Genomic DNA, 11,919 nt, shown 5'->3' with positions numbered 1-11,919 from the left:
ATAAATTTAAGAATTAATATATTTTTATGAAGAAAATCATACTTTCTCTAATTTTTTTACTTGTTACAGGAAAAAGTTTTGCTCAGGATTTAACTTCAGAACAAATCTTTGACCTTTATAAAGATGCCGTCGTAGTAATCAACGCATACGGCTTCGACGGAACAAAATCAGGTTCGGGCAGCGCCGTAATTGTCAAAGACAAAAACCTGATAGTAACTAATTTTCATATTCTTTCAGGAAATGAGAAAATAGAAATTATCACTCATAAAGATACTTTAAAAGACCCGGAGATTATTGGTGTGGACATTGACCGTGATGTATTATTATTAAAACTTCCTCATACCGACTATCAGGCAATACAGGTAGGCAACAGTGATGATGTTAAACCGGGACAAAAGATTTATGCAATAGGAAATCCAATGGGACTGGAAAATACAATCTCTGAGGGGCTTGTAAGCGGAATAAGAGATTCCGTGACTGACATAAAAATGAAGTTCATTCAGATATCGGCAAGCCTATCACCGGGAAGCAGCGGCGGTGCTGTTATAAATTCAAAAGGCGAACTGATAGGAATCAGTTCGATGGGTATGAAGGAAGGACAAAATCTTAATTTTGCAATCCCAATAAATGAAGTATTCGACATACACCAGACAACCTATACGGACAAAAAGAAGCTTGAGGCATTAAACTTTTTTCTGCAAGCGCAGGAAAATCTTGAACAGGGAAAAAATAAAGAAGCAATAGAGTTTCTTGAGAAATATTTAAAAGAATTTCCCGATGACCACAAAGGCTACAATTACCGGGGTCTTGCATACACAGGCAGGAAAATGTATAAAGAGGCATTGGCAGATTTCAATAAATCGATAAAGATTAACGCAAAGTATGCACCTGCATATACAAACCGCGCGGACATATACTTCAAGACTGAAGATTTTGAAAAAGCTATAAAAGATTACAGTTCCATTATCAAAATGTTTCCTGACAACATATATGCTTATTATGCAAGAGGCATTGCGAGAATGTCAAACGAAGATAACTCTGAAGCTGCGGAAGATTTTACGTTTGTTATCAAAAAGGATAAACATTATACTGCGGCATATTTAAACCGAGGCATAGCATATTATAAAGACCACCAATGGGAACTGGCTATCGTGGATTTCAAAACTGCAATCAGCATAAATCCGGGATTGAGAGATGATTTACAGCCTTTAATCGACCAGGCAGATATATTATGGCAGGCAGGTGTGAAATAAGCCGGGAACATATGATTTCTTCAATCTGCTCCTCAAAATGACATACTTTTAATTTCTTTCAATTCCGTTTCATTAAAAAATTAATTTATTTAGTTTTGAAACTAAATTAATGTAACCCTGATGAAAAAACTTCTTCTACCTTTCTTGCTTGTTGTCGTATTTGTTTATTCATGCAATAATAACGGTGTTGGTCCTGAAAATACTTATTATTGGGAGCTAATTGAGTTTAACCGCGTTTCGGATTTTAATGCCCATCTCATAGACGATACTGCTGTAGTAAATCACGCTAAAAGCGGACAGGGACATGGGAGTTATCCCGGTGTTGATAATTGGTTTTCAGTAAGAATTGATTCAGGTGAAGCTGTCTGGGGAGGATTACCCGGGCAATCTCAGTTTTATTCAATAGTTGCAACGATTGACTCAAGCAAAGGTGAGAAAGTAGCATACTGGATGCTGCTTCAGGTGAAACAGAATCCTGTATTTGGATACAGAAAATATGTCGGCGGATACCGTCTTAATAAAACCATAAATGCCGCAATCTCAAAAACTCTTGCAAATCCTCAATACGGCAATGGAGGAGGATGGCAGATATTCATCGAAAATTTTTCTCACGACCTGATAAAGTTTAATGAGATTACTTTGAAGGATACTTCGGTTACTTTTAATTAATACAAATAAAAAATCCGGTTCAACTTAATGTTACCGGATTTTTTATTAACATTAACAAAATTATTTTTAATATTTAAATAAAGTCCATGGCTGGCTCGGACGGCTGATTAAATAACCTGCCTGCCAGTTCCATTGCGGATGGTCTTTCAAAAATTGTTCCGCGTTAAATGCAACACCGTCTGCTCTTCCGAACCTTCCCCACATTTCCATATTCTTTGCAAGGTCTGTGGTTGTTACTTTGCCTTCGACCGAACCTGCGGGATAATACGGGATATTCCATACGGCGTTCGGGTCACTAACATAATACATAGGGTCAACGTCATAATGCGAACAAATCGTTCTCGAACATGGATTCTCTTTTTGCAGATATACATCATATGTATCTGCAAGCATAGTTTGTCCGACTTTTTCATCTATTTGTCCATAGAAGCTGTCTAATACCTGAGGCCATCTCACCCGGCGTGCACCTGTCTGCTGACGGATATCATTATATCCGACATCGGTACATTCAAGATTTCTGATTTCAGGGTCATCAGGCGCATTGTCACCAAAGAAATATCCGTCGGTTTTCTTTTTTAAGCTTGTATAAATAAGTCCTTGCTCATAATCTGCAATCTCTCCTGTTTTTATGTCACCTATGAGCCACATGTTTGCATAACCTCCGTTATTTTTTGCGTCCATGAGAGATATCCATTCATCGATACTGTTTGCATACTGGCAGGCATTTCTTGCGCGGACATATTCAGGAGTTTTTGTAGTATCATACCCCTGGAAGCCAACAATTGTAGTTTCAAGAACAACGATGCCTCCGCCTGTTACCCAGAAATCTGTCATACTTGCAATCCATCCCGGCGCAGTTTGCATAACAATCTTATTTCCGTTTGTCGGAGTAATTTCAACTATTGCATTAAAATACTGACCGTTCCAGAATTCAGTAAAAGATGTATGACCGATTACAATCTTTCCGTCCTTTGTTGCCGAACCTGTCGCTATGAATCCGCTGCAATGCGCTTTTGCAAAACGTCCTGTCGGACCCGAGCTGGCATAAATCGACATCACAGTCGGCCACCAATAGCCCGTCATTTCCATATATGCATTATACCCGATTACATCATCGAGTGTTGTCGGCACTCCGCCTTTTGTAAAACCGGAAGCAATACCGCTCATTTCGTCAAGATATTCTTTTGGAATTTTCGGCTTATGTATTCTTGCAGCGCTTTCAACAAAGAACGAATAATCCATTCCCATAGTCTGCAAAGTCATTGCTTTATAAGTTCTTATTGCAGCTGCATAATCCTGTGCTGTGAGATATCCGTATTGAAATCCTCTTTCAAACGGCTCGCCTTTTATTTTTATATGCATCCAACCGTTAATGTCCGTTCTGCTTGCTTTACTCATCCATGCTTGCTCTTGAACAGTTAATAAACTCTGCGAATAAGAATTATTACATAAGACGAATATCACGCAAAATGAAAAAATAATTTTTGGAATTAACGTTTTCATTTTTATTTCCCTAATTTAAATTTTCTTTATTGGAACATAGCAGGATTTATAATATAATCCTGAATTGCGCTGATAGGAATTTCTAAATCTGTCGGACCGTATGCATAAGCTGCAATATCATAAGCATTATAATAAAATATTAACTTGCCTCTGGAAATCCCGAAATTATTTGTATATGTCAATGTATCGTTAAACAACACACTGTTTAAAGGCTCATTTGATTTCAGGCCTCTTACTTTTCTGAACTCTGCAACAATAAGCTCGTTAAGCTTTTTCTCAAATCCGGGTTTCAGAACGTCTGATAGCTGAAGACGATTGCCTGTATTCCAGTCGAAGTTGTAATAAAAAAGGTTAGTATTCGGATGCGCACCTCCTAAAAATGAGAATACACCAATTGTATAAACAATTACTGCCGGGTTATAAAACGGAATGCTTGTATTTACTTCCTGCGACCATGGAATAACATCTGCGCCGTATCCCCGGCTTGTCATATCTGTTTTATAACTGTTATATCCGGCCATAAATGTATCAAGGACAGCGTTCACTGTAAGTTTACCTGCAACGGTATCGCTGGTATAACTAAAAAATAGAGTACTGTCGAGCATCATCTGATTAATTTTATCTTTAGCCGGACCTTGTAATAATTTTGAAAAAATAATTTCTGTATATGTGCAGTTCGAATCATTTTTAGTACAGTTGTTCGGGGTTGACCTGTAATAAACCTCACTGATTGCAAATTCATCGGAATGAGTAGTGTCTATTTTTCCGCTTGATGTATTTGACGTATTTGTTGTTCCGGAATCTTTACTGCCTGAAGTTTTTATTGTGGTTTTTGAACCGCAGGAAATTAAAACCACCGTTAATGCAACAACGATAAAAAATTTTGTGTAAAGTTTCATAGAGGAAGTTTTTAAAGTTATTAAAATTGGATGTTGATTTGATGATTAGGTTAAAACTAAATTAATTATTTAGTTTTTATTTATCAACGTTTTTATTTTACTAAGCAGGTTGATTGACTCAAGAGGAGTGATGTTGTTGAGGTCAACTTCTTTTAAAAGCTTCTCTATTTCTGGTTCAAGCGCTTTTTCAACTTCAAAGAGAGAGATTTGGAGGTCATCTTTATGCTGTCTGCGGTATTCCTTATCTTCAAGCGTTCTTAAAATTTCTTTTGCACGGTCAGTAACCGATTTTGGCAGTCCTGCCATCTGTGCAACCTGAATTCCATAGCTGTGATCTGCTGTTCCGGGATTTATCTTCCTGAGAAATATTATTTTATCATTAATTTCACGGACTTCAATTCTATAATTTTTAATTCGCTCATACATATCTGCAAGAGCATTGAGTTCATGATAATGCGTTGCAAATAATGTCTTTGCAGTTACGTTCGGGTTTTCGTGCAGATATTCAGTCATCGCCCATGCAATCGAAATGCCGTCATAGGTCGAGGTGCCTCGTCCGATTTCATCAAGAAGAATTAAGCTTTTCCCTGTGCAGTTGTTAAGGATATTTGCAGCTTCGTGCATTTCAACAAGAAACGTGCTCTCGCCTTTTGCAATGTTATCCGATGCGCCGACACGAGTAAAAATTTTATCTACAATTCCGATTGATGCGGAACGCGCAGGAACAAAACAACCAATCTGCGCAAGCAGTGTTATCAAACCAACTTGACGCAAATAGCTTGATTTACCGCTCATGTTTGGTCCTGTGATAATCAGAATCTGGTTATCGGCAGTATCAAGCATAGTATCATTTGAAATATATTTATCTCCGGCAGCAAGAAGCTGTTCGATGACAGGATGCCTTCCGTCTTTGATAATAATTTTTTCTGAATCGTTGATTTCAGGCAGAATATAATCATACTGCTCCGATACTTCCGCAAAGCTCGTAAGCACATCAAGTGCTGCAATGAATGCGGCATTCATTTGAATGTCATCAGTAAATTGCAGAATAAAATTTCTCAGTTCATTGAAAATCCTATTTTCAATTCCGGAAATTTTTTCTTCCGCATTTAAAATTTTATCTTCATATTCTTTAAGCTCAGGAGTGATGAACCGCTCTGCATTAACAAGAGTCTGCTTACGAATATAATCGGAAGGGATTTTATCTAAGTTTGCTTTTGAAATGATAATGAAATATCCGAACACTTTATTGAAATCCACACGCAGTGAAGCAATTCCCGTGCGTTTTTTCTCGCGGCTCTGAAAGTTTTCCATCCATGTTTTACCGTTAATCAAAATATCTTTTATTTCATCAAGCTCAGCATCGTATCCTTTGTTTATTATTCCGTAACTATCCGCGCCTGATATATAATTTTCATTTAGCACTTTCCCGATTTCGGCAACAAGCTCAGGTAAATCTTTTAAATTACCTGCGATTGATTTGATTGCAGATGAATTAAACTTGTCTAACTTTCGTTTTATTTCGGAAATTTTAATGGAAGAAATTTTTAACTGCTGAACATCTCTCGGGACTGCCTTGCCTGTTGAGATTTTCGAAAGCAGACGTTCTGTGTCTGCAATTGAATTCAAATCCTCGATTATTTTTTTTCTGTCGGTTTTGTTTTTGAATAAATCATTAACTGCTTCAAGACGTTTCTGAATCTGTTCCAGTTTTTTGAGAGGTCGTGAAACCCATTTCTTCAGTAATCGTCCGCCCATTGCAGTGCGGGTTTTATCAAGAATCGAAATAAGTGTTCCTTCCCTGCCGCCTTCTGCAATCGATGAGGTAATTTCAAGATTTCTTTTTGTAGATGCATCAAGAATTATATAATCACTGTAATCATAAATCAAAATTTTCTTAATGTGAGCAAGATTTGTCTTTTGATTTTCGTTTAAATAATTCATTATCAACCCTGCGGCAATAATCCCCTCGCGCATGTTATCTAATCCGAAACCTTTCAATGATTGTGTTTTGAAATGCATTGTGAGAAGCTCAGTCGCATAATCAAAATTACAGACCCAATCATCAATTTTGGAAATAGTAAAGTTTTTTGGCTGTGATGCTTCCAGACCTGAGTCTTCTATTCCAAGCAGAGTAAATATTTTTTCTTTTTCCTTTTTTGGAATTAAAACTTCGACAGGATTAATAATGCTTAATTGCTCTTGCAAAGATGTAATTGGGATTTCACATGTCCCGAACTCTCCTGTCGATACATCGCAAAAAGAAAATCCACAAACACTGTCTTTAATATATATTCCGGCGAGAAAATTATTTGACTTATGGTCGAGAAGTTTTTCTGAAAAATTTGCTCCGGGAGTTACAACTTCTATAACATCACGTTTAACAATCCCTTTGGCATGCTTAGGGTCTTCCATTTGCTCGCATACTGCAACGCGATGCCCTGCTTTAACAAGCTTAGGCAGATAATTATCAAGCGCATGATGCGGAAATCCTGCAAGCGGAACCTCAGAAGCAGCGCCATTAGACCGTTTGGTTAAAGTGATTCCCAAAACCTTCGATGAAAGTATTGCATCATTTTCGAATGTTTCGAAAAAATCTCCCATGCGGAAAAGCAAAATCGTATCCGGATAGCGGGATTTGATTTTACGATACTGCGCCATTAATGGAGTTTCACTCTTCGTCATTGAATTGATAAAAAATTATACACAGAGGTCACAGAGGAAATTCCAATCTAAATTGAAAATCTTCTTATGCCTTTCTTTAATAAAGTTTCGTTAAAATTTATTAATAATCCGACTTTCTTACTGGATAGTTTTAGATAAGTTAATATTTGTGCCTCATGCACAGGTAATATCTGTTCAACTGATTTTAATTCAATCACAACAGAATCTTCAACTAATAAATCCATTTTGTATCCAAATTCAATCAACAACTCTTTATATATAACCGGTAATATTATCTCTCTTTGAACTTTTAATCCTGCTTTCAATAATTCATATTCTAAGCATTTTTGATATGCTGATTCCAACAAACCCGGTCCTAGTGTACTATGTATTTCAATACTTTTTCCAATAATTAATTCGGTAATTTTGTTAGTCTCCATTTTTTCTCTGTGAGCTCTGTGTAGAAAAAAGAATAATGGAATTTAGTAATTTTTAATCTTGTCTTTGAGGTATTTATTGAGGAGTTCGCGCCCGCGGAATATGTGCGCTTTTACTGTTCCAAGCGGAAGGTTCAATTCTTTTGCAATTTCTTCGTATTCCTTTTCCTGCTTGTGACGCATGGTAATGACCTGTCTGTATTTTTCAGGCAGGCTTTCGATTGCATCTTCAAGAACTTTTCTTCGCTGGTCTTCGATTATTTTTGTATCAGGCACGTAATCGGTATCAGGAATGTCAAACTTGTAATCACTTTCTTCCGATTCAATTTCCTTATCGATTGAAAATGTGTTAAGTTTTTTCTTGCGCAGATAATCAATCGAATTGTTTGTTGCAATTTTATAAAGCCATGTAGAGAAAGCAAACTGTCTGTCAAAATGCTGAAGTGAATTAAACGCTTTTATAAAAGCTTCCTGCGTAAGGTCTTCGACATCCTCTTTTTTGAAAATCATTTTATATATAAGGTTATAGATATGCTGATAATATTTTTTCATCAGCTTATCATATGCGGATTGCTTGCCGGCGAGCGCTTCTTCTATCAGGGATATGTCTTCGAGCTTGGATTTTGACTGGATTTCGGAGGCTTTTTCGTCTTTCATGAAGTCACAAATTACATCTATTATAAGTGAGTATCAATTTAGAAAGGATAGCAAAAATACAAAAGTTTTTAATAAAATTTATTTTCAGATTCCCATTTAACGAACTGCTGCTCGTCTCTGACGAGCAGTTTTATAAGATCATCAAAAGAAATGTTATATTTCCAATCCAGGTTTTTCTTAGCTTTTGAGTTATCGCCGTAAATCACCTCAAGCTCAACAGGACGCAATAAATTTTTATCTGTCTTTACATATTTTTTCTCATCAAGTCCCAGCTCATTGAAAACTTTTTTTACAAAATCATTTAAAGAATTATATTCTCCTGAACAGATTATATAGTCGTCAGGATTATCCTGTTGAAGCATCAGCCACATTGCCTTAACAAACTCAGGAGCATATCCCCAATCACGATATACATTAAGATTACCAAGCTTCAGTTCATTTGCCTGTCCGTTTTTAATTTTAACGGCAGTGTTAAGAATTTTTTTCGTTACAAAATTTTCACCGCGCAGACAGGATTCGTGATTGAACAAAATACCGCATACAGAATATAATCCATATGCTTCACGGTAATTTATTGCAATCCAATGTGCAGATGCCTTTGAAATGCTGTAAGGGCTAACAGGATGCAGAACGGAATTTTCGGTTACGGGCAGGTTTTCTTTTGATACCTTTCCGAACATTTCACTGCTTGAGGAATTATAAACTCTTATTTTGGAATTTACTATGCGAACTGCCTCGAGGAGATTTGCGGTGCTGATAATGTTAAACTCAAGCGTTCCTATCGGCTGCTCAAACGACAAGCCAACAGAACTCTGAGCAGCAAGATGATAAATCTCATCAGGTTTAACTTTGTCAAGAATGCGAATTATATTTGATAAATCCTGAAGGTTAGCTTTGTGAAGCTCAATTTTATCGCTGATTCCAAGATACATTAAATTTCGCAAACGAAACTCAGACGTATCTCTTGTTATGCCGACAACTTTATATCCTTTTGAAAGCAAGAGCTGTGATAAATACGCGCCATCCTGTCCGGTTATGCCTGTTATTAAAGCTGTTTTCATTTTAATAACTATACAGTTGACGGATTTTCGATTGCAATTTCTTTTTCAGTCGTTTTATCTTTCCTGACGAACGCCATATAAGCACCTGTAATCAATGCAAGAAGAATAATTATATTTGCAATCAAGCTTATGCTTTTTCCTGCGTAATATGTTTCAGGATAAAATCTCATTTCGACTTTATGTTTTCCCGGAGGAACGACAATCGAACGGAATAAATAATCAGTTTTATAAATCGGAGTTTCCTGTCCGTCTATGTACGCTTTCCAACCGGCAGGATAATAAATCTCACTGAACACAAGAAGATTGTTGCCTGTTGCATTCACGTCATACTCAAGATTATGAATATTTGCTGCCACAAGGTTTGCATACGCAGTCGAATCAGGCTTGTCTATTTTTTGATTTATGTTTTGTTCAAGATAAGCAATCTTTCGAGCATCAAAAGAAACATCTTTAATGTTATTCAAAATCTGCAATCCGTTTTCGACTTTATATTCATCCACAAAAAATGCTCTCGGCATGTATTTTGTATTTTCATAAACAAGCTTTTTTCCTTCAAAGACAAGAATAAAATTCGAGGTTTCCGGAGTTTCGGAAATCGGCTGATCGGAGAAAATATATTTTACATTTGCGAGTCCGAGCAGGTTTTGATTCATTCCTCCGATGACGTCTATTGCATCCTGATATATCCTGATTTTTGCTCCGTGATATCCGTTAAATTGATGAAACTTATAATATGCAAGGAAGTTGCTTGTTGCAAGCTGTCCGCGGTTCATATCAGCTATTCGATACTGATAGGTGTCAGGATCTTTTTTAAGAACAATATCAACGTAATCGCTTCTCGCAAACAACTGGTCTTTTTCGGTATTAGCATCCCAGTGAAGTGTCTTTGCGCTGATATTCCATAAGTCAAATACCGCAATGATAATAATGCCCGTATAAAAATACGACATTTTCATTTTGCCCTGCGTGTAGAAATACATTAAGGCAACTGCAATAGCAATAAGAAATGCATGAAGCCGCATGTCGGATACAACATTATCATACGCAAGCGAAGCAACCTGTGTGAAGTATTGATTTATCTGCTGAGGGGATGCTCCCTGCTGTTTTGCTTCAATTGCCTTCGGTCCGTTTAGAACGGAATTTTTATATGAAGACTCGAATCCAATGATCGAAATAATGAACATTAGCCCCGCAATCCCCCAGAACACAAAAGACCATTTTTTCATTTTTGCTTTCAGCACATTATCTTTTGCTGCTTGCACAATTGATTTTATGCCAAAGCCCGCAAGGATAACAAAAATTAAATCCATATAATAATGAATCATCACGGGTGCCCTGAAACTGCTGAAGAATGGAACGTAATTATAAAACATGTCATATAGTATGGGCCAGTTCCTGCCGAAAGATAAAAACAAAAAAATGAATATTATGAACGTGAACGCCTGAACAGAAGCATTTTTCCGGAAGTTAAATATGATTCCAACTATTGCCAGCAGCAAGACAATGACACCAAAATAAACAGGCGAGTCAGTGAACGGCATCTGCCCCCAATATATATTCTGACGCTGTCCTTCAATTTCAACTCCGCCAAAACCGTAATAATATGGAATAAAAAACGTAAGCACTTCACCCGGACTGAACGACCAGTTCGTTGCATAATTATAATCAAGCGGTTGCGAAACACCTGCATTCTCGGTCTGTGCAGTAATTCCTGCGGCTCCGCGGATTGAATATTTGTTATATTCCTTGATGGACATAATAATATCAGCGTCCATTGCAAGCGCAAAGATTGTTGATGCAATAAATACAGAGAGAGCCACAATTATCGGCTTAACCTGTTCTTTAGATAAAAGCTTATAGATTACAATGTAAAAGAAATAAATTCCTATCATAAGATAAGAATAAAACAACATCTGTATGTGATGAAAATGCAGTTGTATGTAAACAATAATTGCAAGAAGTGCGAAGTTGAATAAAACTTTAAATTTATTTTTGAATCCAGTATCAATGAGCCAATCAATGATTAAAAGTATAAGCGGAACGAAAGCAAACGTCATCATTTTAGTATGGTGTCCTGTTATAATCAACTGAATGATTGGAGTTGCAATCACTCCTGTCATTCCGCAGAAGAATGCTATTGTATTATTTTTAAATTTGTACCTTGTATATGCATAAAGAGAAATCCCAAAGAAAATATAATAAGGAAGTGTCAGAAAAAATGCGCTGTCACCTGCAATACCTTTGAGAATATTATCAAAAATGTATGAGAAAAAATTATGTGCGGAAGGAAGACCTGTCAGCATCGCCGCAAGGGCAGGCATGCCCCCGAATACATAAGGCACCCAGAGCGGGAATATTCCGTCTCTTTGTGCTTCATCAAGATATGTCTTAAAACTCATCGGTGAAAGATTATCTGCCGAAGCAAAAATTTTTCCCCCGAAAATTCCTTCTCTAAAAAAAATTATAACTAACAAAATGATGAGAGCAATATAAATATAATTCTGATATTTGATTAAATCGCTTTGTTTTTCTTTATATCCTGCAAGCGGTGAGTCTTTTCCTCGAGTTGATGTTAAAGATTGCGTTTTCGAAGTTGATTTTTTAGTCTTAGCCATTCATTTGAATTTTTTAGAGAAAAACCAAAATAATATAAATATATAACGAATATAAGGAATAATTTGAGAATAATTGTATTTAGAAATAAAGTTAAGATATTATTAAATCAATATTTAATATAGGTAAATATAACAGTTTAATACAAAAGAAAATGCTATTG

General features: G+C 36.4%; 9 protein-coding genes. 2 read left to right on the top strand and 7 right to left on the bottom strand.

Features of this window, described 5'->3' with window-relative positions; all coding sequences use genetic code 11:
• Positions 1–26: 26 nt before the first annotated feature.
• Together VHP32_05360 and VHP32_05355 are read left to right on the top strand one after the other, a co-directional pair.
• On the top strand, positions 27–1,253 hold the full coding sequence (locus VHP32_05360) for a trypsin-like peptidase domain-containing protein (protein ID HEX2787316.1): 1,227 nt from the start codon (positions 27–29) through the stop codon (positions 1,251–1,253).
• Positions 1,254–1,373: 120 nt separating this feature from the next.
• On the top strand, positions 1,374–1,922 hold the full coding sequence (locus VHP32_05355) for a hypothetical protein (GenBank protein HEX2787315.1): 549 nt from the start codon (positions 1,374–1,376) through the stop codon (positions 1,920–1,922).
• A gap of 66 nt (positions 1,923–1,988) precedes the next feature.
• Here the strand turns inward: VHP32_05355 and VHP32_05350 are convergent, their stop codons facing one another.
• The 7 genes from VHP32_05350 to VHP32_05320 form a co-directional block, all read right to left on the bottom strand.
• Positions 1,989–3,320 (bottom strand): C45 family peptidase, encoded by a 1,332-nt coding sequence (locus VHP32_05350; protein ID HEX2787314.1) that lies wholly within the window; start codon positions 3,318–3,320, stop codon positions 1,989–1,991.
• A gap of 131 nt (positions 3,321–3,451) precedes the next feature.
• Positions 3,452–4,324 carry an RsiV family protein gene (locus VHP32_05345; GenBank protein HEX2787313.1) on the bottom strand — a complete coding sequence of 291 codons (873 nt, stop codon included), beginning with the start codon at positions 4,322–4,324 and terminating at the stop codon, positions 3,452–3,454.
• A 69-nt stretch (positions 4,325–4,393) separates the two neighbouring features.
• Positions 4,394–7,009: a DNA mismatch repair protein MutS gene (mutS, locus tag VHP32_05340; protein HEX2787312.1), complete on the bottom strand. Its 2,616-nt coding sequence runs from the start codon at positions 7,007–7,009 to the stop codon at positions 4,394–4,396.
• Between the two features lie 47 nt (positions 7,010–7,056).
• Positions 7,057–7,428: a GxxExxY protein gene (locus tag VHP32_05335; GenBank protein HEX2787311.1), complete on the bottom strand. Its 372-nt coding sequence runs from the start codon at positions 7,426–7,428 to the stop codon at positions 7,057–7,059.
• Between the two features lie 42 nt (positions 7,429–7,470).
• On the bottom strand, positions 7,471–8,082 hold the full coding sequence (locus tag VHP32_05330) for a sigma-70 family RNA polymerase sigma factor (GenBank protein HEX2787310.1): 612 nt from the start codon (positions 8,080–8,082) through the stop codon (positions 7,471–7,473).
• A 68-nt stretch (positions 8,083–8,150) separates the two neighbouring features.
• Positions 8,151–9,143 carry a GDP-mannose 4,6-dehydratase gene (locus VHP32_05325; protein ID HEX2787309.1) on the bottom strand — a complete coding sequence of 331 codons (993 nt, stop codon included), beginning with the start codon at positions 9,141–9,143 and terminating at the stop codon, positions 8,151–8,153.
• 8 nt (positions 9,144–9,151) lie between these two features.
• Positions 9,152–11,758, bottom strand: coding sequence for a YfhO family protein (locus VHP32_05320; GenBank protein HEX2787308.1), 2,607 nt, complete (start codon positions 11,756–11,758; stop codon positions 9,152–9,154).
• Between the last annotated feature and the right edge of the window lie 161 nt (positions 11,759–11,919).

The sequence above is a fragment of the Ignavibacteria bacterium genome, assembly GCA_036262055.1.
Classification (GTDB): domain Bacteria; phylum Bacteroidota; class Ignavibacteria; order Tepidaquicellales; family Tepidaquicellaceae; genus DATAJP01.
This window is presented reverse-complemented; position numbering and strand designations above follow the sequence as displayed.

Excerpts from the sequence above, each read along its gene's own strand:
- VHP32_05360 (HEX2787316.1), top strand. The coding sequence starts at position 27 with ATGAAGAAAATCATACTTTCTCTAATTTTTTTACTTGTTACAGGAAAA.
- VHP32_05355 (HEX2787315.1), top strand. The coding sequence starts at position 1,374 with ATGAAAAAACTTCTTCTACCTTTCTTGCTTGTTGTCGTATTTGTTTAT.
- VHP32_05350 (HEX2787314.1), bottom strand. The coding sequence starts at position 3,320 with ATGAGTAAAGCAAGCAGAACGGACATTAACGGTTGGATGCATATAAAA.
- VHP32_05345 (HEX2787313.1), bottom strand. The coding sequence starts at position 4,324 with ATGAAACTTTACACAAAATTTTTTATCGTTGTTGCATTAACGGTGGTT.
- mutS (HEX2787312.1), bottom strand. The coding sequence starts at position 7,009 with ATGACGAAGAGTGAAACTCCATTAATGGCGCAGTATCGTAAAATCAAA.
- VHP32_05335 (HEX2787311.1), bottom strand. The coding sequence starts at position 7,428 with ATGGAGACTAACAAAATTACCGAATTAATTATTGGAAAAAGTATTGAA.
- VHP32_05330 (HEX2787310.1), bottom strand. The coding sequence starts at position 8,082 with ATGAAAGACGAAAAAGCCTCCGAAATCCAGTCAAAATCCAAGCTCGAA.
- VHP32_05325 (HEX2787309.1), bottom strand. The coding sequence starts at position 9,143 with ATGAAAACAGCTTTAATAACAGGCATAACCGGACAGGATGGCGCGTAT.
- VHP32_05320 (HEX2787308.1), bottom strand. The coding sequence starts at position 11,758 with ATGGCTAAGACTAAAAAATCAACTTCGAAAACGCAATCTTTAACATCA.